Source organism: Geobacillus genomosp. 3 (genome assembly GCF_000445995.2).
Lineage (GTDB): Bacteria > Bacillota > Bacilli > Bacillales > Anoxybacillaceae > Geobacillus.
The window spans coordinates 2,134,551-2,156,004 of sequence record NC_022080.4; the positions used below are offsets into that span (position 1 = coordinate 2,134,551).

General features: G+C 52.4%; 25 protein-coding genes. 1 reads left to right on the plus strand and 24 read right to left on the minus strand.

The genetic code is table 11. From position 1 onward, the window contains the following. Nucleotides 1–82: 82 nt before the first annotated feature. From M493_RS10535 to M493_RS10610, 16 genes are all read right to left on the minus strand, one after another. Nucleotides 83–853: a CheR family methyltransferase gene (locus M493_RS10535; RefSeq protein WP_020960322.1), complete on the minus strand. Its 771-nt coding sequence runs from the start codon at nt 851–853 to the stop codon at nt 83–85. Nucleotides 854–936: 83 nt separating this feature from the next. Further along, entirely contained in the window at nt 937–1,386 is a 450-nt protein-coding gene (ndk, locus tag M493_RS10540) for a nucleoside-diphosphate kinase (protein ID WP_020960323.1), read from the minus strand. A gap of 98 nt (nt 1,387–1,484) precedes the next feature. Beyond that, on the minus strand, nt 1,485–2,447 hold the full coding sequence (gene hepT / locus M493_RS10545) for a heptaprenyl diphosphate synthase component II (protein ID WP_020960324.1): 963 nt from the start codon (nt 2,445–2,447) through the stop codon (nt 1,485–1,487). A gap of 15 nt (nt 2,448–2,462) precedes the next feature. Further along, nucleotides 2,463–3,167, minus strand: a complete 705-nt coding sequence (gene menG / locus M493_RS10550; protein ID WP_020960325.1) for a demethylmenaquinone methyltransferase — start codon at nt 3,165–3,167, stop codon at nt 2,463–2,465. Between the two features lie 4 nt (nt 3,168–3,171). Further along, nucleotides 3,172–3,951 (minus strand): heptaprenyl diphosphate synthase component 1, encoded by a 780-nt coding sequence (locus M493_RS10555; protein ID WP_051391594.1) that lies wholly within the window; start codon nt 3,949–3,951, stop codon nt 3,172–3,174. A 114-nt stretch (nt 3,952–4,065) separates the two neighbouring features. Then, on the minus strand, nt 4,066–4,290 hold the full coding sequence (mtrB, locus tag M493_RS10560; protein ID WP_020960327.1) for a trp RNA-binding attenuation protein MtrB: 225 nt from the start codon (nt 4,288–4,290) through the stop codon (nt 4,066–4,068). A 12-nt stretch (nt 4,291–4,302) separates the two neighbouring features. Next, on the minus strand, nt 4,303–4,869 hold the full coding sequence (folE, locus tag M493_RS10565; RefSeq protein ID WP_020960328.1) for a GTP cyclohydrolase I FolE: 567 nt from the start codon (nt 4,867–4,869) through the stop codon (nt 4,303–4,305). A gap of 133 nt (nt 4,870–5,002) precedes the next feature. After that, nucleotides 5,003–5,275 carry an HU family DNA-binding protein gene (locus M493_RS10570; RefSeq protein ID WP_008879623.1) on the minus strand — a complete coding sequence of 91 codons (273 nt, stop codon included), beginning with the start codon at nt 5,273–5,275 and terminating at the stop codon, nt 5,003–5,005. A 525-nt stretch (nt 5,276–5,800) separates the two neighbouring features. Further along, nucleotides 5,801–7,279: a stage IV sporulation protein A gene (gene spoIVA, locus M493_RS10575; protein WP_020960329.1), complete on the minus strand. Its 1,479-nt coding sequence runs from the start codon at nt 7,277–7,279 to the stop codon at nt 5,801–5,803. A 159-nt stretch (nt 7,280–7,438) separates the two neighbouring features. Next, nucleotides 7,439–8,161: a hypothetical protein gene (locus M493_RS10580; RefSeq protein WP_020960330.1), complete on the minus strand. Its 723-nt coding sequence runs from the start codon at nt 8,159–8,161 to the stop codon at nt 7,439–7,441. Nucleotides 8,162–8,180: 19 nt separating this feature from the next. Continuing rightward, nucleotides 8,181–8,384, minus strand: coding sequence for a DUF2768 domain-containing protein (locus tag M493_RS10585; protein WP_020960331.1), 204 nt, complete (start codon nt 8,382–8,384; stop codon nt 8,181–8,183). Between the two features lie 183 nt (nt 8,385–8,567). Next, nucleotides 8,568–9,599 carry an NAD(P)H-dependent glycerol-3-phosphate dehydrogenase gene (locus M493_RS10590; RefSeq protein WP_020960332.1) on the minus strand — a complete coding sequence of 344 codons (1,032 nt, stop codon included), beginning with the start codon at nt 9,597–9,599 and terminating at the stop codon, nt 8,568–8,570. Between the two features lie 44 nt (nt 9,600–9,643). Next, the gene (gene der, locus M493_RS10595; RefSeq protein WP_020960333.1) at nt 9,644–10,954 is read right to left on the minus strand and encodes a ribosome biogenesis GTPase Der; all 1,311 of its coding nucleotides are present in this window, start codon (nt 10,952–10,954) and stop codon (nt 9,644–9,646) included. Nucleotides 10,955–11,193: 239 nt separating this feature from the next. Continuing rightward, entirely contained in the window at nt 11,194–11,379 is a 186-nt protein-coding gene (locus M493_RS10600; RefSeq protein WP_020960335.1) for a capping complex subunit for YIEGIA, read from the minus strand. Then, complete coding sequence (locus M493_RS10605) at nt 11,369–12,271, minus strand: YIEGIA family protein (RefSeq protein WP_020960336.1); 903 nt, start codon at nt 12,269–12,271, stop codon at nt 11,369–11,371. The genes M493_RS10600 and M493_RS10605 overlap by 11 nt, the downstream gene beginning before the upstream one ends. Continuing rightward, the gene (locus tag M493_RS10610) at nt 12,268–12,864 is read right to left on the minus strand and encodes a hypothetical protein (RefSeq protein WP_020960337.1); all 597 of its coding nucleotides are present in this window, start codon (nt 12,862–12,864) and stop codon (nt 12,268–12,270) included. The genes M493_RS10605 and M493_RS10610 overlap by 4 nt, the downstream gene beginning before the upstream one ends. Nucleotides 12,865–12,982: 118 nt before the next feature. On the opposite strand from M493_RS10610, the gene M493_RS17735 reads away from it, so the two are divergent. Continuing rightward, the gene (locus M493_RS17735) at nt 12,983–13,117 is read left to right on the plus strand and encodes a YpzI family protein (protein ID WP_020960338.1); all 135 of its coding nucleotides are present in this window, start codon (nt 12,983–12,985) and stop codon (nt 13,115–13,117) included. 63 nt (nt 13,118–13,180) lie between these two features. Here the strand turns inward: M493_RS17735 and M493_RS10615 are convergent, their stop codons facing one another. From M493_RS10615 to cmk, 8 genes are all read right to left on the minus strand, one after another. Then, nucleotides 13,181–14,299: a GerAB/ArcD/ProY family transporter gene (locus M493_RS10615; protein WP_020960339.1), complete on the minus strand. Its 1,119-nt coding sequence runs from the start codon at nt 14,297–14,299 to the stop codon at nt 13,181–13,183. Between the two features lie 51 nt (nt 14,300–14,350). Next, nucleotides 14,351–14,578: a hypothetical protein gene (locus M493_RS10620; RefSeq protein WP_020960340.1), complete on the minus strand. Its 228-nt coding sequence runs from the start codon at nt 14,576–14,578 to the stop codon at nt 14,351–14,353. Continuing rightward, nucleotides 14,575–15,780, minus strand: coding sequence for a Ger(x)C family spore germination protein (locus M493_RS10625; RefSeq protein ID WP_041267946.1), 1,206 nt, complete (start codon nt 15,778–15,780; stop codon nt 14,575–14,577). The genes M493_RS10620 and M493_RS10625 overlap by 4 nt, the downstream gene beginning before the upstream one ends. Next, nucleotides 15,780–16,931, minus strand: coding sequence for a GerAB/ArcD/ProY family transporter (locus M493_RS10630; RefSeq protein WP_020960342.1), 1,152 nt, complete (start codon nt 16,929–16,931; stop codon nt 15,780–15,782). The genes M493_RS10625 and M493_RS10630 overlap by 1 nt, the downstream gene beginning before the upstream one ends. A gap of 13 nt (nt 16,932–16,944) precedes the next feature. Beyond that, nucleotides 16,945–18,486 (minus strand): spore germination protein, encoded by a 1,542-nt coding sequence (locus tag M493_RS10635; protein ID WP_020960343.1) that lies wholly within the window; start codon nt 18,484–18,486, stop codon nt 16,945–16,947. Nucleotides 18,487–18,873: 387 nt separating this feature from the next. Continuing rightward, nucleotides 18,874–20,037, minus strand: a complete 1,164-nt coding sequence (gene rpsA, locus M493_RS10640; protein ID WP_020960345.1) for a 30S ribosomal protein S1 — start codon at nt 20,035–20,037, stop codon at nt 18,874–18,876. A gap of 137 nt (nt 20,038–20,174) precedes the next feature. After that, on the minus strand, nt 20,175–20,762 hold the full coding sequence (locus M493_RS10645) for a lysophospholipid acyltransferase family protein (RefSeq protein WP_041267773.1): 588 nt from the start codon (nt 20,760–20,762) through the stop codon (nt 20,175–20,177). Beyond that, on the minus strand, nt 20,759–21,433 hold the full coding sequence (gene cmk, locus M493_RS10650; protein WP_020960347.1) for a (d)CMP kinase: 675 nt from the start codon (nt 21,431–21,433) through the stop codon (nt 20,759–20,761). The genes M493_RS10645 and cmk overlap by 4 nt, the downstream gene beginning before the upstream one ends. Between the last annotated feature and the right edge of the window lie 21 nt (nt 21,434–21,454).

Sequence of the window (21,454 nt, forward strand, 5' to 3'; positions counted from 1 at the left end):
AGTTCTTTAACGCGTTTATGTAAAAATATATCATAAATTTAAAAAATGAAAATAGTTTCTGTAAAAAAAGGCGGGAAACCCGCTATTTTCTCCGGTAAAAAAACGTTTCCTCGACTTCAAACCCATAGAGACCGGGATTGAAAATTTGCTCCGTGCTGCCGACAAACAGCACGCCGCCCGGCCGAAGCGCATCATGGAATTTTTGGTACAGCCCCCGTTTCGCCTCTTCGGTGAAATAAATGAGCACATTGCGGCAAACGATCAAATCCAATCGTTGCGGAAACGGATCGGCGAGCAAATTATGCTTTTGGAACGTGACCGTTTGTTTGATCTTTTCATCTATTTTATAATACTGCCCGTCTTTCGTAAAAAACTTTTTTCTCATCTCCTCCGGCAGCTCGGCGAGCGACCGTTCGCTGTACAGTCCGAAGCGTGCACGGGCGAGCGCATTTTCGTCAATGTCGGTCGCCAACACCGACACACGGTGAAGCGGCACGTGTTTCGCAAGCACCATCGCGAGCGTATACGGCTCCTCGCCGGTTGAGCAGGCGGCGCTCCATACTTTTGGGCGCGGATTTTCCGCCAACAGCCGCGGCAAAATGATGCGCTCGAGCACCTCCCACCGTTTGGCATTGCGGTAAAATTCGGATACGTTAATGGTCATCCGATCTAAACATTCATGCCATAGCTCCGGATTTTTTTCCATCGCGGCGAACAGCTCAGCAAAACTGCTCATCCCCTTTTTTGTATACAGCGACGCCAGCCGCCGCTTCATTTGCGCCTCTTTGTACAGTGAAAGATCGATACCGGTTTTTCGCTTCACTTTCGCCATAAATTGCGCATAATCATCCATCACCGTTGTCCCTCTCCCGTTCATCATGTCATCTTGCTCTATAAAATGGCAAAAACCGGCCAGATTGTGGCCGGTCTTCGCAATTAATATAGCCATTCGTTCATCAGTTTCGTATACGTAACGAGTTCTTCTTCTTTGAAGAACAAGTTGATTTCGCGCTCCGCGCTTTGCGGCGAGTCGGAACCGTGAATGACGTTTTTGCCGACCGTCAAGCCGAAGTCGCCGCGGATCGTGCCTGGTGCGGCGTCTTGCGGGTTCGTTTTCCCCATCATTTGCCGGGCGGCGGCGATCACGTTTTCACCTTCCCACACCATCGCAAACACCGGCCCCGATGTAATAAAATCAACTAGCTCGCCGAAAAACGGGCGCTCTTTATGTTCGGCGTAATGCTGTTCAGCCAGATCGCGCGACACTTGCATCAGCTTTGCGCCGACAAGCTGAAAGCCCTTTTTTTCAAAGCGGGAGACAATTTCGCCGATCAAATTGCGCTGAACCCCGTCTGGCTTTACCATTAAAAATGTCCGTTCTGTCATTGACTCTCCACCCCTACTGTCGTATGTACGAGGAAACGGGTTCCCCTTCACCATAGTATCATTGTTTCACGCCATTGGCAACAATGTCCTTGAAAGCGTTAATACTCCCTTTTCCCGATGTAGAGGGCAAGATCATGCAACAGGGTGCGCGCTTGATTGGCAGGCAATTCGCCGAGCAGACGGAGCGCTTTTTCAAGGTAGCGGTCGCTTAGCGCGTACGACCGGTCAATGGCGTCCGTCCGCTTAATGGCGGAAATGACAGCCGCCATTTCATCGGCCCCTGTTTCCGGACCGACGGCGGTGATCACCGCTTTCATCCGTTCATCACAAAGCGCATACAGCACCGGGAGGGTGATGTTTCCTTGCTGCAAGTCGCTTCCCGCCGGCTTGCCAAGCTGCTCTTCCGTGCCGGTAAAATCGAGGATGTCATCCGTAATTTGAAACGACATGCCGACGTAATGGCCAAACCAATACAGCCGTTTGGCCACCGATTCCGGAGCGCCGGCGGCAAGCGCTCCAAGCTGACAACTGGCAGCGATTAACAGCGCCGTTTTTCGGCGGATGCGCCGCAAATATGTACGAAGCGGCTGGTCAAACCGGTATTTGTCCTTAATTTGTTCAATTTCTCCGCGGCATACTTCGACAATCGTTTTCGCGAGCACTTGGTGAGCGCGTGGGTCGTCAAGTTTCGCCATTCGTTCAAGCGAACGGGCAAACAAATAATCGCCCGCATACATGGCAAACCGGTTGCTCCATTTCGCCTTGATCGTCGGCCGACCGCGGCGCAAGTCGGCATCGTCGATCACATCGTCATGGACGAGCGATGCCATATGAATCAGTTCGAGCGCTACCGCTACATGTTTGATCCGCTCGGGATCATAATGGCCAAAACGGGCGGCCAGCAAGACAAAAACGGGACGGATCCGCTTTCCGCCCGCTTGCAATAAATGCAGCGACGCCTCCCCAAGCGGCCCGTATTCCGACCGAACGGTCTGCTCGAGCTCTCGTTCGACCGCCGCCAAATCATCGCTTAAAAACGAATACATCGCCTTTAACTTCATGATGTTCACCTTAACTCATCGTTTATAGCCTAAATGCATCGCCGCCACGCCGAACGTGTACGGTTTGACTTCGACATCGACAAAGCCGGCGGCGCGAAACATGTCCGCCAACTCATCCCGGCCTGGAAATTCACGCGCCGACTCTTGCAGCCATGAGTACTCCTCATAGCTTTTCGCCAACAGCTTGCCGAACAGCGGCATAATAAACCGGAAATAAAAATAGTAAAACTCGCGGAAGCCGAACAGCGTCGGCTGCGACGTTTCCAAACAGACGGTCATGCCGCCCGGCTTCGTGACGCGGTGCATTTCTTTCAGCACCGTCATGTAATCAGGGACGTTGCGCAAACCGAAGCCAATTGTCACGTAATCGAACGAATTGTCAGGAAACGGCAGCTGCATGGCGTTGCCATGAATGAGCTTCACGTTGCGCAAGCCTCGCTCTTTCACCTTTTGCTCGCCGACTTTTAACATGTTTTCGCTGAAATCAAGACCGTACACTTCCCCCTCCGGTCCGACCGCTTCGGCTAAAGCGATCGCCCAGTCGGCCGTCCCGCAGCACACATCGAGCGCTTTTTTCCCTTTTTGCACATTCATCCGCCTCATCACATCTTCGCGCCATTTTAAATGGCGGCGAAAGCTGATGACAGAGTTCATCCGATCATAATGAGCGGAAATTTTTTCAAACACACGATGGACTCGCTCTTCCTTTGATTGATGCATCATTCTACCCTTCTTCCACCGTCTTTTTGGCGATGGCTGAAAATCCGCCGGAAAGCTCGGTCACACGGAGCTGCAGCAGGCCGTTCGGCGACAATTTCGCCGCGAACAGCGCTTCCTTGCAATGATCGATATAGCGGTTGCAAAGGCGAAGCAAATACCGCTGCTGCTCGTTCGTCCTCACCTTCGCCCGCGGAAACGCAATATGCGCCATTTGCTCAAAGAACGCCGATGTTCCGGTACGGACGAACGCTTCCCGCTCCGGGAGCAGGCGCCGCAGCAGCAAGTAATGATAGGCAAACTGCCCCCATTGCGGCACCGCCATGCGGTCGGCAAATTTTGCAAGCAACGCTGATTCGATCGTGCCGACCGCCGCAAACAGCGCCTCGATTCGCTCCGCCTTTTTTTCATAAAGACGCACTTTTTGTTCGTTAATGTCGCGGATCGCCTCGGCGAACGAACGGATGAGCGCGATATCGCCCGAACGCGCCAGCAAATCGTAATACAGCCCGCTGTACAAGTCGCCGGCGAGGGCGACAAGCTGTCGCGTCCGCAAGTCATTGCCGCCATCCGTCACCTCGTCATGGGTATCAAGGGCGATCTGCACAATCATCATGGCGATGATGTACCGATCCGCCTCGTTCGGCGCCGCCGGAGCGTCGGCAAGCATCGACAGCGCCAACAGCAGCCGGTCTTCATCGACAATCGGCGCCGGCATATGCTCGCGCAAATACGGATGGTCAAGCAGCTGTTCGATTTCTTCCTTTAATGACGCCAATTTCACCATGATGTCATTCACACGAATCACCCTTGTCCCCGAAAAATATCCGCACCGCAATAACGGACTTAATTATAACATAATTTTGTCGAAAACGCTCTAGTTTGCTAGAAATTTGCCGGGTTACTTTTTCCCTTCCGATTCGATTGCGCCATGACGCGTTTGAATATACGCCTTGCCCCGCACTTTAATCGCCGATGTATGCTCCGTGAACTGGGCGATCAACACTTCGCCTTTATCGAGCTTTTCTGAATGGTGAAACCTTGTATCCGCGCCGCGCGTCAGCCCAATGACGTTCACCCCGTCTTCGAGCGCTTTAATGACGACAAAATCCGTGTTCGTATACATCGTTTGTCCTCCTTACACTTTAATTAACGAAAGGATTTCGGACCGGGCGTTAGCGTCCGTTTCAAATACGCCGCGCACCGCTGTTGTGACCGTTTTCGCCCCCGGTTTTTTTACGCCGCGCATCGTCATACACATATGCTCGGCCTCCACCACAACCATGACCCCGTGCGGTTCGAGCGCTTCGACGATCGAATCGGCGACCGTCGCCGTGATGCGCTCTTGCAGTTGCGGGCGGCGCGCCACCGCTTCGACAGCCCGGGCGAGCTTACTTAACCCGGTCACTTTTCCTTCCCGCGGAATATAGGCGACATGGGCAACACCGAAAAACGGCACTAAATGATGTTCGCACATCGAATAAAACGGGATATCTTTGACGAGCACGAGCTCCTCGTGCTCCTCGCTGAATACCGTTTGAAAATGCTGCTTCGGGTCTTCCTGCAACCCGGCGAACACTTCGGCATACATTTTCGCCACCCGTTTCGGCGTATCGATCAACCCTTCGCGGTTTGGATTCTCACCGATCGCTTCTAGGATGAGGCGGACTGCATATTCAATTTGCTCATAATTGATCTCTGGCATACAAACAACATCCTCCTGCGTCATAAAAGCTGCATGTAATCCGATTCTAGCATAGGGAGCAAAAAAAAACAAAAAAGAAGGGCGGGTGATCACCTGCCCTTCCCTCCTGAGCTCCTGCTTTGGCTATGTAGGCTTATTTTACAGCATCTTTTAATGCTTTGCCCGGTTTGAATGCAGGAACTTTGCTTGCCGGAATTTCCATTTCTTCGCCCGTTTGCGGGTTGCGTCCTTTCCGGGCGGCGCGCTCGCGCACTTCAAAGTTCCCAAAGCCGATTAATTGTACTTTATCGCCTTTTCGCAGCGCTTCTGTAATCGAATCAAATACCGCATCAACGGCTTTTGTTGCATCCTTTTTGGAAAGACCGCTTGTTTCAGCTACCGCGTTGATCAATTCCGTCTTGTTCATGCCATTCACCTCCTCCCAAGGGAGTTCATCTTGTTTACTACCATTTGTGCACACTTTTCTGCCTTTCTATACATAGACGTTAACAGCTCTGGCGGCGAAAAGGTTGGCGCATGAAAGAACAAGCGCCGCACCGGTGCAGCCAATCATTCTACTTTCGTTCAGAAAGACTGACGGGAAATGCGCCTGCGCCGCCGGTTGAGGCGCCCCCTTGGCCGTTCAACGCCGACCCTTCAACATGGGGCCGAGGAAGCGGAGGAACTGGCTTCCTTCCGCCAAGATGCGGTGACATGCCTAATCTTAACCAATTTACCGCGATAATTCAACATTTTTTTCGCCAAAACGGCCAAGTTTAGGCATATTTCACCAAAACAACGATTTCAGATAAAAGATTACCATAACGCCATGCGCATAATCAAGTGCCAATCCTTATTTCTCAAGGGTTTCAGCGATTTTTTCTCCCGTGAAAGATCAACGGACAAAAAAAAGCCCCCCGATTGGGGAGCTGACCTCGGCGCCTCCGCTTTTCTATAAAATAATGGCGATGAGACCGCCGGAACCTTCGTTGATGATGCGTTCGAGCGTTTCTTTCAGCTTGTAGCGGGCGTTTTCCGGCATGAGCGCGAGTTTCGCCTGAATGCCTTCACGGACGATCGAGCTGAGCGAGCGGCCGAAAATGTCGGAGTTCCAAATCGACAGCGGATCGTCTTCAAAATCTTGCATTAAATAGCGGACGAGCTCCTCGCTCTGTTTTTCCGTTCCGATAATCGGAGCAAATTCCGATTCGACGTCGACTTTGATCATATGGATCGATGGTGCGACCGCCTTGAGGCGGACGCCAAAGCGCGACCCTTGACGGATGATCTCCGGCTCGTCAAGACTCATGTCGGACAGCGCCGGCGCGGCAATGCCGTAACCTGTTTGTTTGACCATCTTCAACGCGTCAGCAATTTGGTCGTACTCCGCTTTTGCATGGGCGAAGTCTTGCATAAGCTGAAGCAGATGGTCTTTGCCGCGAATCTCGACGCCGACGATCTCTTTTAAAATTTGGTCGTACAGCTCATCCGGCGCATACAAGTCGATTTCAGCAATCCCTTGCCCCATTTCAATGCCGGCAAGCTGCGCCTTTTCGATAAAGTCATACTCGGCAAACTGCTGGACGACCCGGTCGACGTCGCGCAGCCGCTTAATGTCTTTCACCGTATCGCGCACGGCCTCTTGATAACTTTCACGCAGCCAATGGTCTTCACGAAGCACCATCACCCAGCTCGGCAAGTTAACGTTCACCTCAAGCACCGGGAATTCATACAATGCTTCACGAAGCACGCTATACACATCGGCCTCGCGCATGCTCTCCACACTCATGGCGAGCACCGGAATGTCGTACTTTTCAGCAAGCTCGCGGCGGAGCGCTTCCGTTTCCGGATGGTGCGGCCGAACAGTGTTGACGACCATAATAAACGGCTTGCCGACTTCCTTCAGCTCACCAATGACCCGCTCCTCGGCTTCTACGTAATCGTGGCGCGGAATTTCCCCGATCGAGCCGTCTGTCGTAATGACGACCCCGATCGTTGAATGTTCTTGGATGACTTTCCTTGTCCCGATTTCCGCCGCCTCTTGGAACGGAATCGGCTCTTCATACCAAGGGGTATGGATCATCCGCGGGCCGTTTTCATCTTCGTACCCTTTCGCGCCAGGCACAGCATAGCCGACGCAGTCGACAAGACGAATGTTGACTTCAAGCCCGTCATCGACTTTCACCGTCACCGCCTGGTTTGGCACGAATTTCGGTTCCGTCGTCATAATTGTTTTACCGGCAGCGCTTTGCGGCAGTTCGTCTTGGGCGCGCGCTTTATCGGCTTCGTTTTTAATGTTCGGAATGACAACAAGCTCCATAAACCGCTTAATAAACGTCGATTTTCCGGTACGGACAGCGCCGACAACCCCTAGATAAATGTCGCCGCCGGTCCTCTCGGCGATATCTTTAAAAATATCGACCTTTTCCAAATGACTCCCCTCCAGTCCTTCGGTCGTTATCAGAAACAACTGAATTAACTAGTATGATAGGACACTATATGCATATGATGTTGTCCTATTCGGTTATGACTAAAAAGCGATGAAAAATCCCTTCTCTAGAATGTATTTTCCTAGAGAAGGGATGATGACTCATTTCGTGAAAAAAATCGGTTCGTTCGTTTTGGCATCGATGGTATACGGAAGGGAGTACGCCGGTACAAAGAGAGAATGATCTGTCAAAAGGGCACGAATGTCATCACCAGGCTTGTAATGGTGTGGATACTTTTTTAAGGCAGCGTACAGGTCGGAACGGTAATCAATGTAAATTTCCCCGCTGCCATCGATGACAAGCGGCAAATTGTTGCCGGAAAACGGGCTGACGGCATACGGCGGCTCTTTGTAGCCGAGTTTTTTGTAATCAAGTGTAAATACACCTGGCGCGGCGACATCTTGAAATGGCGGATAACGGTGCTCGTCCGTATACATCCTCAGCCGCAGCTTCAGATCGCGGATGCGCTCGGCCAAGCGCAAATCAAGGAGCTTGACCGTCGGGTTCGTTTCCGCATCAATAATCACATATTGAAAGACACCCCCGCTTTCATAGGCGTTTCCCGGCGGTTCCTGCATGTAGCGCGGAACGAGTTTTTGGAAATCAATCGGGTACTTTAAGTAAACTGGTGTTTTCATATCGCGTGTTTTAATCGGCAACAGTCCGCCGGTCGCCTTCCGGTATTCGTCGACCGCCGATTGGACGGCCGCCACTTGATCTTTGTAAGGGATTTGATTTTGTTTCAGCCGTTCCTGCGGATACAAACACCCGGAAAGCGGGACGAGAAACAAGCAAGTCAACAGCAAATAAGCGATTTGTTTCATAACCTCCTCCATCCTTTGCCTATTGCGGTGTCGGGCCACTAAACACGACAAAAATAATGATGATGCCGGCGAGAATCAACAAGACGTAGGCGACAAGCGCCAGCAAAAAGCGAAGCCAGCGAATGTTGATTTTGTAGCGGCTCAAATAAATGAAACCGACAGAAATAAACATAAACACCATTGAGGCGATGGCGATCCACATTTTTGCTAAAGCCGGTGACATACACGCTCCTCCTTTTTTCGACAACAATTATTATAGCATCGCCATAAAAAAAGCTGAAGTAAAGCGGGGCTTTCTTTACTTCAGCATCACCTTATACCCTTCCGGAAGCTCAAGCCGATGATGGTTCGTCATATTGTATGCAAAACACGGACGACTTGTACCGCCATCCGCCTATTTTCGGCGTTATTGTTCGGCAAAAATGTTCATTAAATCGTCCATTTCCTGCTTTTTTCCGCGCGCCATAAGCGAATCGACCGCTTCCTTCGGATCTTTTCCGGCAAACAGCACTTCATAGAGCACTTCGGTAATCGGCATTTTCACACCGAGTTTTTTCGCCAGCTCGTAGGCTGCTTTTGTTGTCCGCACCCCTTCGACAGCCATCCCCATGCTTTCGAGTGCATCATCCAGTTTTTTCCCTTGTCCAAGCATATGGCCGGCCCGCCAGTTGCGGGAATGGACGCTTGTGCATGTGACAATCAAATCGCCGACCCCGGCCAGCCCGGAAAACGTGAGCGGATTGGCACCAAGCGCGCAGCCGAGGCGGGCAATCTCGGCGAGCCCTCTTGTGATGAGCGCCGCTTTCGCATTATCCCCATAGCCGAGCCCGTCGCTGATGCCGGCCGCCAAGGCGATAATATTTTTCAGCGCCCCGCCGACTTCGACGCCGACTAAGTCAGGATTCGTATACACGCGGAAATAGTGGCGGTTCATAAATAAATCTTGAATGCGCCGCGCCGCCTCCATATTCGGCGATGACACCGCCACCGTCGTCGGGTGGCGGAGCACCACTTCCTCAGCATGGCTCGGCCCGGAAAGGACAACGACGTCCTCGAGCCATTCGCCCATTTCTTCGACGACCATTTCCGACACGCGCTTATGCGTCCCCGGCTCGATTCCTTTGCTGACGGCGACCACGGTGATCGGCGCCGCCAAGCACACGCGCGCTTTTTGCAGCACGTCGCGGATCGCTTTTGTCGGCACAGCGAGCACCGCTACGGACACGCCGTCAAGCGCAGCGCAAAGATCATGATAGCCGTCGATCGCTTCCGGCAGGCGAACGCCCGGCAAATACTTTTCATTTGTCCGCTGTTCGTTGATTTCCTCGATCTGTTCAGCCCGCTGCCCCCAAAGCCGGACGCGGTGCCCGTTGTCAGCCAGAACGAGCGCCAGCGCCGTCCCCCAGCTTCCGGCGCCCAATACAGCGATGTTTTCCATCGTTTCCCACTTCCTTTATCCGATTGTCGCGGCCTCCGCGTTTCTTATTTCCGCGGGCGGGCGATGATTTTGATCGGTGTGCCCTCGAAGCCAAACGCATCGCGGATGCGGTTTTCCAAAAACCGTTCGTATGAAAAATGCATCAAGTCCGGATCATTGACAAAGGCGACGAACGTCGGCGGCTTAACGGCGACTTGCGTCATGTAATAAATTTTGAGGCGCCGCCCGTTATGTGTCGGCGTCGGGTTCATCGCCACCGCATCCATAATGACTTCATTGAGCACGTTCGTCTGGACGCGCATCGCATGGTTGTCGCTGACAAGCTGCACGAGCGGCAACAGCTTATGGAGCCGCTGTTTCGTCTTCGCCGACACAAATAAAATCGGCGCATAGTCCAAAAACGGAAAATGATCGCGGATTTTCCGTTCAAATTCGACCATTGTTTTGTCGTCTTTTTCGACGGCGTCCCATTTATTGACGACGAGAATCACCCCGCGCCCGGCTTCATGCGCATATCCGGCGATTTTTTTATCTTGTTCGATAATGCCTTCCTCCGCGTTTAAGACAACGAGCACAACATCAGAACGCTCAATGGCTCTTAGCGCACGCAACACGCTATATTTTTCCGTGCTTTCGTAAATTTTTCCGCGCTTACGCATTCCTGCCGTATCAATCATAACATATTCTTGGCCCTCGCGCACAAACGACGTGTCCACCGCGTCCCTCGTCGTGCCGGCAATGTCGCTGACAATGACCCGCTCTTCTCCTAAAATGGCGTTGACGAGCGACGATTTGCCGACGTTCGGACGGCCGATGAGGCAAAACTTAATCACGTCCTCTTCATACTCCTCGGCGGCCCCTTTTGGAAAATGGCGGGCGACGGCGTCAAGCAAATCGCCAAGCCCCGTCCCATGCGCTCCGGAAATCGGGTACGGCTCCCCGAAGCCGAGCGCATAAAAATCGTAAATTAACTCACGCATCTCCGGGTTGTCGATTTTGTTCACGGCGAGCACGACCGGCTTGTTCGACCGGCGCAATAGCTTCGCCACTTCCTCATCGGCGGCTGTCACACCGTCGCGGCCGTTCGTCATAAAAATAATGACATCGGCTTCATCAATGGCTATTTCCGCCTGCTGGCGAATTTGTACGAGCAGCGGCTCATCGCCGATGTCAATGCCGCCGGTGTCGATTAAGTAAAACGTATGGTTCAGCCATTCGGCGCTGCTGTAAATGCGGTCGCGCGTCACACCGGGCACGTCTTCGACAATGGAAATGCGCTCTCCGACAATGCGGTTGAAAATCGTTGATTTTCCCACATTCGGCCGGCCGACAATCGCCACAACTGGATTTGCCATGCTATCACCCTTTTATTCTCAGTTTTGCTTCGCTTGCTCTTGCCAAAACACCCTCTTTTCAAGACAGAGGTTCATTCCCGTCAAGCAGGCCCGGCGATCCGTGCCTTTGCCATCCGGCACACAGCATTATCCTCCTTTATCGCCCATCATCTTTCAACATGTGGGGAGGTGCTGGGCGGGGAACCAAAACGTGCTACAACTGCTTTATTTTATCAAAAAGCAGACCGCCCAACAACCGCCTAATGCTTGACGATCACAAGCAGCCCGTCGCCGAGTTCATGGGCGATGCCGTCCAAAATCGCCTCCAAATTGGCAGCGATTCGCTCCATTTCCTCCTTCGTGCGGCAAACAAAGATCGGCGCACCCCCGGCGACCGTTTCACCGTTCATCGTAATGACCGCCAAAATCATTTTTTCATGTGTCATGACCGCGCCCTCCTCTCCGCTTCCAGCGCCGCTCACCCGGCATGCGGATGGCGTTTTCCAACACCGGGACGTTCTCGATGACCGCCTTCGCCTTCTCGACATCCTCGACTTGGGGCAAAACGAAAATGCCGACGCGCCCGTCGTTTAAATCACGTTTAGCCAGCGGCACAAGCGCCGGCGTCCCGGAATCGCGGTAAATGCCGAGGGCCGTCGACACATCGTGCAAAATCGCCTGCCGCTGGCCAAGGTTGGCGATCGTCGTACGGGCGTTGAAATTTTTCGGTGTTAAAATAAAGCCCATCCCATAGCGCAAAATTTCTTCCCTCCTCGCCGGCAAGCCGATGTTCATAATATAAATGTCGTCGACATACAAACCCGCCCCCTCAAAATGGGGCTTCACATACTTGACATCGGCGATGTCTTTCAGCCGGCTTCCGCTCATAAACTGTCGCGCCACCATCATGCCGATGGCGCTGGCCGCGAGCGCCGCCCAAACGTTCCACACTAAATAAAAGAGCGTCGATAAAAAGGAGACGAAAATGACTAAATAGTTCCGCCCTTCAAACACAATGGCAATGCCTTCAATGTATGTTTTTCCGCGCGGCACTAATTCGTACTGATCAAGTTCATTTAACGTATTGCGCTCCATATTGCGCACGTCGCGAAACTGCGAAGCCGCGAGGGCCAAAAACGTAATCGCCGCAAACTCCTTCTCCATAATCGCCGGCACAGCGACTGTCCCTAAGCCGGCGGCGATGGCCCCTAACGCGATATGAATTGTCCGCCCGTGCAAGTATGTCGGATATTGCCGATAATCGGTGCGCAACAAATAAAGACGCGTTAGCACCCCGACAGCAACGCCGTATAAAATCGGAAACGTATATTCATTCACGGCTGTCTCGTCCCCCTTACAGGCCGTTTTTCCTCAAGCTGAAGCGACAGAAAACGGATCATTTCCCAAATGAGCAAGCATGACGCACTGATGGCTGCTGCATCGAAAAACGAGAACGAACCGAGCACATAACCGGGCGCCATGCGGTGAATGGCGATGGCGTATACCGCTTCCCCTTGGCAGCCGCCAAGCGCCAAACAAAGAAGGCGGGCGGCAAGACGGCGGTGAAACAAGCCGCTGACGATAACGAGCCACCAGGCGAGCATCCACTGGCCGTCAAGCCAAATCCAAACCGGATCAAACAAGGCGAGCAGGCGGAAAGCAGCGTAGGCAAACGCCAAGCCGGACGCCGACAGCGCCAGAAACGGCAGACTGCACGGCCGCCGCTCAATGGCCGCATAACAAGAACATAAAAAAAGAATGAAAAACGCCAGTGGGGCGCGGACAACACCGATTTCCACCGTCAAGGATGCGGAACTGATCATCACAAGGGCAAACGCCGCCAGCTTCGTCCGTTCGCCCGTCTTTTTCATAAAAAAGGTGGCAACAATCCATATGAACCAAAAAAAGAAGTAAAAATAAATCCCTTCCACATTTTCCACCCCTTATTATGTCCATTATGTCATCTTTTACGACCGTTCATTCATGCATAGAAAAAAGAGCGCCCGGCCATAGTAAAAATGACATTCATAGAGAAAGGAGCGGGGTGCGGTGGGAAAAGACCGGCAAGAGAAAAAGCTGAAACAATCGCGGCGCGTTGAGTCAGACCGCGACCAGTCGTTCGCCTACAAAGGCGCAGCCCGGCTTGATACGCCGGACGAAGCGCGCGGGCGGAACAGATCCTAAAAAAAGTCCGGCCGCTTAGGAATGCGGCCGGCTTTACATTCATGGCTAAAAAGACGGCAAGCGCTACTTTTCTTGCCCGTTCGAGGCGGCCGTTGAAGAAGAAGCCGCCCGTTTCCGCCATTTCGCGATGACTAGAAGAATGAACGGAATAACTGTCTGCACAGACGTCAAATAAAATGAGCCGCTCGTCCCTAAAAAATGGGTCATCTCTATTAAATCTCGCGCCGACCAGATGGAACAAAGCCATAACATACATCCCGCCGCAAATACGAGCGGCTTGTATTGCGACAGCCCGAGCCAAAGAGCCATAGCGGACACAGACACATAGTAAAAGACGCAAATTTTCAAAAAGACACCGACAACCCAAAGCGCCATGACGACCGCCTCGACATGTTCGAGAAAATCAGCGATGCTAATATAGCGGACAACGCTCATCACCGGATATACGAACTGCCCGGTAGTGTTTCCAAACACAAAAAGGGTCACTAAATTGGTGAAAAAGAGTGTAAGCATGACCGCGATGACCCCGATATTTCCCCATTTTCGCCCATGATCTTCATCAATCACATGCGGGAGCAAAAACGCCATCAAAAAACATTCACTAAACCAGCTTTGCGGAGTGGCCGCCCCCATGATCGACGGCCAAAGCCCGTTTTCAAACATCGGCAACATCGTTTCCGGGTCGATATCCGGAAGCAACAAGAGCACAATAATGACCAACAACACAATGACAACGGGCACAAGAATTTGTGCCAGCCGGCCGAGCACTTCCACCCCGCTGCGGACGGCGACAGCGCAAACGAACACCATCGTTCCCATCACAAACTGAATGGGCGTGTGAAACAAAAAGTTGCCGACGACAAACTCTCCATATTCGCGGATGATAATGCTCGTAACATGAAAATAAAACAACAAAAAAAGCAGCCCGACTAGTTTTCCGAAAAACCAGCCCAAAATTTCCACACTGTATTCAATCGGCGTTTTTTTCGGATAAAGACCGTGCAGCTGAACCGACAGATGCACGGTCAAAAAGCCGATAAGCGAAGCCCAAAACGGTGACAGCCACATATCTTGCTCGGCGTGCTGGGCCGTCACTCCCGGGACGAGCAAAATAGCGGTGGCCACAATGGCCGGATAGAGCAGCAGCAGCATTTGTGTGGATGTGATTTTCCCTTTTTCCAATGACCGTCCACTCCCTTGCCGTCTCCTATTTGTTCCGCACAGGCAGCGCCTTTACTTTTCTAACATTTTTCCAAGAGGGCGGAACAACCAGTTTACCGCCTGCGTCGGTCCAGGAAGTTCTGGATTGATGATCAATATGACCCCCAGCAGCATGGTCAGGCAAAGCAAAACGGCGACAGCCGCCTTCTCCTTTTTTTTCTCCCGGCCAAGCCGGGACCATTCGTACCACCAAATCAAGATCACGATGAGCGCCATGCCGATCATCAGCCAAATTTTCACGATGTTTTCACCTCTTGTTCAGGCAAGCCTTGCGGAGGGAAGTTCATTCCCGGCCGACGCACTCTCACGGTTGTGTTCAATTCGACAGGCAAGTCAGGAAACAGATCGTCCCAACGCTTTTTCAGATGCCGCCATTGCCATGGATATTTTTTATGAATGGCCTCAGCAAAGCCGAACACATCGACGTTCATCTCTTTTTGCACTTGATTTAGAGCGTGCCGCATCCGCCGGTCGATGTCTTTCTCGAGCTGTTTTTCCACCCGCTTCACGTTCTTCTCGCTTAATAAGTTCAACTTTGTTCCATTTAATACAATGTCATCTTCCGTTGTCACATTGACGACGATTTTCCATCTCCCTTTCTCATATTTCGGCACTATATCCGTATGCGAACGGATCATTCTCGACGTAATGCTTCCTTTTTCCCCGGGGATCTTCACCGTTACATGAGCCTGTTTGATTTCATTGCGGATCCAAAGCACACCGCGCGTTGCATAATCATCAATTTGCCCAACCATCCGATCTTTCTTAAAAATGGCTGTACCATAAATAAACGCGACCGTCTCTATTTCTTTCTTCCCCTTTTCCGGCGGCAGCACTTTCACCATCGGGAGCAAGGCGGCTTCCGCTTCGCCGCTAAGCATTTGCAGCGTTTCTTTCACGGTTTTGCGCAACAGCGTCCTTGACTCAGCCATCTCCCGCAACACTTCCGATGAGCTTTGCTCAATGGGCGGAATCAGCTCAAGCACACCTTTCGCCGTTCCTTTGCTGACTAACACATTGGAACGAATGCGGGTTTGCGGATGGCGAACTAAAAAGTCAAGATGCTCACGAATACCGGCTTTCGCTATCCTTTCCCCAAACACGATCACTTTCATATGCCCCCAAAACAGGCGACGGGGCAGCCGCTCCTGCAATTGGGCAATGGCGTCGGCAATCGTGATTCCCGTCCCTGACCGGACGATCGTTTCCCCTTGCCCGCCCCCTCCTCCGCCTCCGCCTGCCCCTTGTCCCCCGCCGATGACCCGCGGCACAGCGATCTCTACCGTCAGCCTGATCTTGCCGTTTTTCACTTGATCAATGCCGATTCCAAGCACGAGAGCGATATCATTCACTTCCTTGCGATCCCAACAGCCGCCCAGCACGATGAGATTGATGCTGATGAGAAGAAGGGCAACCGCCCGTTGCGCTTTGCCTCCGATCATCATGGCTGTCCTCCCTTTTCTCCGGTCTGATCATGATGCTCTTTTTTCCCTTGTGCGGCAGTGACACGGAAAACCGACCGTTTTCGCCATTTGGCCATCAACAACAGAAGCAACGGGATTGCCGTATCGGTGAACATGATGTAAAACGCGTTAGCCGTCCCGACAAACCGACCGAGCTCCATGACATCGCGCGCCGACCAAATCGAAACGAAAAACAAGAAAAAGCCAACGGCAAAAACGAGCGGTTTGTATTCGTCCATACGGAGCCACTGGGCTAGCGACAGGACGACGGCATAATAAAAGACAGCGATTTTTAAAAACGCACCGGCAACCCAAATGGCCATGATGATGACTTCAACATGCTCGAGAAAGCCGGCGACGCTGATGTAACGGGCAGCGGTCATCACCGGATAAATAAAGTCTTCCACCACATTTCCTAAAACGAATAAAGCTGTCACATTCGTAATTAGCAATGTCACGGCAATACATGCGACGGCTATATGCCCCCATTTTCGCCCGTTGCGCTGATCTAAAAGATACGGGAGAAAAAAGGCGGCCAACACGCATTGGCTAAACCATCCTTGCGGAACAATTGAGCCTTTGATCGATGGCCACAGTCCTTTCTCAAACACCGGCAGCATATTTTTTCCATCCATATCCGGGAACAACAATAGCACGATAATGACAAACCAAACGACCGTAAGAGGCACAAAGATTTTCGCCAGCCACCCGAGCACCTCCATTCCGCTGCGGACGGCGACAGCACAAACGAACACCATCGTTCCCATCACAAAACTGAGCGGTGTATGAAACAAAAAGTGGCCGACAATAAACTCCCCATAAGCTCGAATGACCAACCCCGCTCCGTGGATGTGGACCAAAATAAACATCAGTCCGATCATTTTGCCGAAAAACGTTCCGGCAATATCAACACTGTATTCAATAAGCGTTTTATTCGGATAAAGGCGGTGCAACTCAACGACAACATATATGGTTAAAAAACCGATGACTGAAGCCCAAAGCGGCGACAGCCACATATCTTGTTTCGCATGCTGGGCGGTCGCCTGCGGAACGAGAAGAATAGCGGTTGGAGTAACGGTTGCATACAACAACAACATCATCTGCACGGACGTGATTTTTCCATTTCCCATCCTTTTTCACTCCTTAGCCTTGACGTTCATTCCGCCGCTCGTTCACGCGCGGGGAGGCGTTCAGCTTCCACCACGGGGTGCGGGCAAGCACATCTTTCGCTTTATGGTCCGTGTTCGGAACATGGGCATTCAAATACGGAACGCCAAGGGAGCGAAGGGAGGCCATGTGGATGAGAATTAGCAACACCCCGAGCATAATGCCAAGCAACCCGAGCGACCCGGCTAAAAACATCATCGGAAAGCGCAACATTCTCAAAGCAATCCCGGCTGTAAACCGCGGAACCGCAAACGAAGCAATCCCTGTCAGCGCCACAATCATAATCATCGGCGCGGAGACAAGGCCGGCCTGAACAGCCGCTTGGCCGATGACAAGCGCCCCGACGATGCTCACCGCCGCCCCCGTCTGTTTCGGAAGCCGCACACCGGCTTCGCGCAACGCTTCAAATACGATTTCCATAATCAGTGCTTCCACGAGCGCCGGAAACGGAACCCGTTCCCGCGAGGCCGCCACCGTTAATAAAAGGCTCGTCGGAATCATTTCTTGGTGAAACGTCAAAATCGCAATATATATTGATGGCAATAACAACGACATCAACAAAAACAAATACCTGAGCCAGCGAATGAGCGTGCTGATCAACGTGCGCTGATAGTAATCTTCGCTCGATTGGAGCAAAGAATAAAACGAAACCGGCATCACTAACACGAACGGGCTGCCATCTTGTACAATCACAATGCGTCCCTCAAGCAAACTGGCAATCGCCACATCCGACCGTTCTGTATTTAACACTTGTGGAAACGGCGAGTATGGATGATCTTCAATCAGCTCTTCAAGATAGCCGGTTTCAAGCACCCCGTCCAATTCAATGCGCCCGAGTCTTTTTTCCGTTTCGGCGACAAATGCCTCCGGTGCAATGCCTTCCATATAACAAATGACGACTTCTGTTTTCGTGTACTTGCCTAAGGTGACCGATTTCGTTTTTAATAGCGGGCTGCGAATGCGACGCCGCAATAAGGAAAGATTCGTTTCCAACGATTCAATGAATCCTTCGCGCGGACCCCTAATCACCGATTCGGCAACGGGCTCTTCAATGGCTCGCTTTTCCCATTTGGACAACCCTAAGGCGAATCCTTCGCTTTGTCCGTCAACGAGCAACACCGGGTTGCCAGAGGCGATTGACTGAATGCACTCGTCAATCGTTTGCACCTTGTTGACTTTCGCGACGGTCAATTGTTGCTCGAGAAGGCCCGTCACAGACAGTTGCCCGGCGGGCGTTGCACCTTGTCCGCCGGACGAGTGTTGATTCATCAGCGGGCGGAGGACATTTTCATTGATTTCTTCCATGTTCACGAGCCCGTTAATATAAATCAAAACCGCGCTTGTATTTCCGGCGATTTGAAAAGACCGGAAGACGACATCAATGCAATCTCTATAAATATTCTTTATCTTTTGTACATTATCATGGATGCCGGCCGTTAGGGCGTCTTGTGTGCCGCCGGGCTTTGCCGCCGCCAGCTGCGGCAGATTGCCTTTTTTTCTTCTTTGAAAAAAACGCATGCCATTTCCCCTCTTCCTCGCCGTGTGCACGTTGATGGATCAAACTGGTCATGGAGCAGCGACTCCGGACTAAGATCAGTATTTTTCAAGTTAGGCAATCTGGTGAACTTTGTTTCCTGTCGTGCTTCGGGGGGCACGGATTGACGCGAAACGGGTATTTTCCTTGCTCTTTTATAGAATGACCGTTTTCAAAGGAAAATATAATGGCCGCTTTAAAGCCCAGTTGGCTCCCTCCTTTCATTTTGCTTGGAAGTAAGGGGCTTCACGGCTATGGTGATCCACAGCGTGGCGCTGGAAAACCGTATAGTTTTGCTAGTGTCGGGAGAACAAAACAAAAACCCCGTCGTGATGGCAGGCGCCACCACGACGGGGTTGCTTGACGGTCCATTATTTTAATTTTTTCAACTGTTCGCCGATCACTTCACCGAGCTGGAAGCCGCGCGTTTCCACCGCTTTCGTGTATTGGCTGTAATCTTCCGCCGGAGCGGCTGTTTCCTCCTCAAGCAACGCGCGGATGCTGAGGGAAATGCGGTGCTCGGCCTCGTTGACATCGAGCACTTTCGCCTTCACTTCATCGCCTTCTTTCAGCACTTCATGCGGCGAACCGATGCGGCGGTTGGCGATTTGCGATACGTGAACCAACCCTTCGACTCCTGGAAAAATCTCCACAAACGCGCCGAATGAAGCGAGCCGCTTCACGGTTCCCGTGACGACATCACCGGGTTTTACTTTTTCACTGATGCCTTCCCACGGACCCGGCAGCGCTTCTTTAATCGACAGCGACAGACGGCCTTGTTCCGGGTCGACAGCCAACACTTTCACTTTTACGGCATCGCCTTCTTTCACCGCTTCGGACGGATGGGCGACACGCGTATGAGAAAGCTGGGAAATATGTACGAGTCCGTCAAACCCGCCGACATCGACGAAGACGCCGAAATCGGCAATGCGGCGGACGACGCCATCCAGCACTTGCCCCGGCTCAAGACGGGAAAGCAACTCTTTTTGTTGCCGCTCTTGCTCCTCCTCGACGACCGCCCGGTGCGATAAAATGACACGGTTTTTCTCGCGGTCGAGTTCAACGACTTTGACGGCGAGTGCTTTTCCTTTATAATCGGAAAAGTCTTCGACATAGTGAGGCTCGACAAGCGAGGCCGGGATGAAGCCGCGCACGCCGACATCGGCGACAAGCCCGCCTTTGACGATGTCTTTAATGACCGTTTCGAACGTCTCGCCGCTTGTAAATTTGCGTTCAAGCTCTTCCCACGCCCGCTCGGCGTCGACGGCTTTTTTAGATAAAATGAGCAGCCCTTCTTCCCCGTCTTTGCCTTCTTCCACTTTTTTTACTCTGGCCGTCACTTCATCGCCGACCGCGACAGCATCGCTCGGCTTCTCAATATGCAAGTTTGACAGCTCGCTGATCGGAATGATGCCGCTTTGCTTGCTGTTTTCGATTTCGACAAGCACTTGCTTGTCTTCGAGCTTCACCACTTTGCCGTGGACGGTATCGCCCACCTCGTACACATTCACTTGCACATTCATCTCTTCTGTCATCGTAAAACCCCTCCTTCATCGACTGACGATCCTGCAAAAGCGCGCCTCGCGCCGAGGCCGCGGCCGGCTGTCGGCAAAATAAGGACGCTTTTCTAATTAGTATACCATATTTTCTCAATCAACATGTACTATAATGCTTACTGATGTTGTTCAAGCAGCTGGCGGATATGGTCCATAATGTAATCGGCCGCTTCTTCCGGGCTCGCCTTCCGCTCGCGCAGCGGCGTCATATCAATCGGCGCCCCGTACACGACTTTGAGCGGCACAAACGGGCGGTACGGGCCAATGATCGCACACGGAACGACGGCGGCATCGGTGCGCAAGGCGAAAAAGCCGACGCCAGGCAGCGCCTTCTTCAGCCGGCCGTCCTTGCTGCGCGTCCCTTCGGGAAAAATGCCGAGCACCTCTCCTTGTTTCAGCACTTCAAGCCCCGTGCGCAGCGCTTGGCGGTCGTTCATGCCGCGCTTAACCGGAAAAGCGCGCAAGTGTTTCACAAGCGTTTTCACAACTGGGGTGCGAAACAGCTCCTCTTTCGCCATAAACCGGATCGGCCGCGGTGCTGTAATGCCGACGACCGGCGGATCCAAGTTGCTGATATGGTTGGTGCAAAGAAGCACCGCGCCTTCTTTTGGAAATTGTTCAAGCCCTGTAACTTGAATGCGGTACAAAGGAGTTAATATGCTTTTTACCGCTCCCTTGGCCACCGAATAAAAATCCACCCTCATCCAATCCTTTCGTTGACGACTTCCATAATGCGCGCCGCCACTTCCTCAACCGACAATGACGTCGTGTCGATTTCCACGGCATCCGGCGCCTTGCGCAGCGGTGCCGTTTCCCGCTCCGAGTCAAGCCGGTCGCGGCGGGCAATTTCTTCTTTCAACGTTTCAAGGTCAGACGGAAACCCGCGGGCGATATTTTCCTCGTGACGGCGCCGCGCCCGCTCCTCAACGGAAGCTTTTAAGAAAATTTTCACTTCGGCATTCGGCAGCACGTTCGTTCCGATGTCGCGTCCGTCCATGACAACGCCGCCTCCTTTGGCCATGGCGCGCTGGCGGGCGACCATCTCCTCACGCACGAGCGGGTGCTGAGCGACAAACGATACCGCATTCGTCACCGCCTCGCCGCGGATGATATCTGTGATGTCTTCGCCGTTGACGAACACGAGCTGCCCTTGCGGCGATGGCTTCAGTTCAATAGATGTCTCACGGAGCAAAGACAGCAACGCCTGTTCATCGTGAACGTCAACGCCGCATTGAAGCGCCCGGTACGTTAACGCGCGATACATCGCCCCGGTATCGATATATACATAAGAAAGGCGGTTGGCAATAAGTTTGGCGACCGTGCTTTTCCCTGCTGCCGCAGGTCCATCGATCGCAATGCTAATTGGTCGTTCCATAACTCCTCCTGCTTCATCGAA

What these genes read in the sequence shown, in the direction of transcription:
- M493_RS10535 (WP_020960322.1), bottom strand. Translation starts at nt 853, where the DNA reads ATGGATGATTATGCGCAATTTATGGCGAAAGTGAAGCGAAAAACCGGT.
- ndk (WP_020960323.1), bottom strand. Translation starts at nt 1,386, where the DNA reads ATGACAGAACGGACATTTTTAATGGTAAAGCCAGACGGGGTTCAGCGC.
- hepT (WP_020960324.1), bottom strand. Translation starts at nt 2,447, where the DNA reads ATGAAGTTAAAGGCGATGTATTCGTTTTTAAGCGATGATTTGGCGGCG.
- menG (WP_020960325.1), bottom strand. Translation starts at nt 3,167, where the DNA reads ATGCATCAATCAAAGGAAGAGCGAGTCCATCGTGTGTTTGAAAAAATT.
- M493_RS10555 (WP_051391594.1), bottom strand. Translation starts at nt 3,951, where the DNA reads ATGGTGAAATTGGCGTCATTAAAGGAAGAAATCGAACAGCTGCTTGAC.
- mtrB (WP_020960327.1), bottom strand. Translation starts at nt 4,290, where the DNA reads ATGTATACGAACACGGATTTTGTCGTCATTAAAGCGCTCGAAGACGGG.
- folE (WP_020960328.1), bottom strand. Translation starts at nt 4,869, where the DNA reads ATGCCAGAGATCAATTATGAGCAAATTGAATATGCAGTCCGCCTCATC.
- M493_RS10570 (WP_008879623.1), bottom strand. Translation starts at nt 5,275, where the DNA reads ATGAACAAGACGGAATTGATCAACGCGGTAGCTGAAACAAGCGGTCTT.
- M493_RS10580 (WP_020960330.1), bottom strand. Translation starts at nt 8,161, where the DNA reads ATGAAACAAATCGCTTATTTGCTGTTGACTTGCTTGTTTCTCGTCCCG.
- M493_RS10585 (WP_020960331.1), bottom strand. Translation starts at nt 8,384, where the DNA reads ATGTCACCGGCTTTAGCAAAAATGTGGATCGCCATCGCCTCAATGGTG.
- M493_RS10590 (WP_020960332.1), bottom strand. Translation starts at nt 9,599, where the DNA reads ATGGAAAACATCGCTGTATTGGGCGCCGGAAGCTGGGGGACGGCGCTG.
- der (WP_020960333.1), bottom strand. Translation starts at nt 10,954, where the DNA reads ATGGCAAATCCAGTTGTGGCGATTGTCGGCCGGCCGAATGTGGGAAAA.
- M493_RS10600 (WP_020960335.1), bottom strand. Translation starts at nt 11,379, where the DNA reads ATGACACATGAAAAAATGATTTTGGCGGTCATTACGATGAACGGTGAA.
- M493_RS10625 (WP_041267946.1), bottom strand. Translation starts at nt 15,780, where the DNA reads ATGATCGGAGGCAAAGCGCAACGGGCGGTTGCCCTTCTTCTCATCAGC.
- M493_RS10630 (WP_020960342.1), bottom strand. Translation starts at nt 16,931, where the DNA reads ATGGGAAATGGAAAAATCACGTCCGTGCAGATGATGTTGTTGTTGTAT.
- M493_RS10635 (WP_020960343.1), bottom strand. Translation starts at nt 18,486, where the DNA reads ATGCGTTTTTTTCAAAGAAGAAAAAAAGGCAATCTGCCGCAGCTGGCG.
- rpsA (WP_020960345.1), bottom strand. Translation starts at nt 20,037, where the DNA reads ATGACAGAAGAGATGAATGTGCAAGTGAATGTGTACGAGGTGGGCGAT.
- M493_RS10645 (WP_041267773.1), bottom strand. Translation starts at nt 20,762, where the DNA reads ATGAGGGTGGATTTTTATTCGGTGGCCAAGGGAGCGGTAAAAAGCATA.
- cmk (WP_020960347.1), bottom strand. Translation starts at nt 21,433, where the DNA reads ATGGAACGACCAATTAGCATTGCGATCGATGGACCTGCGGCAGCAGGG.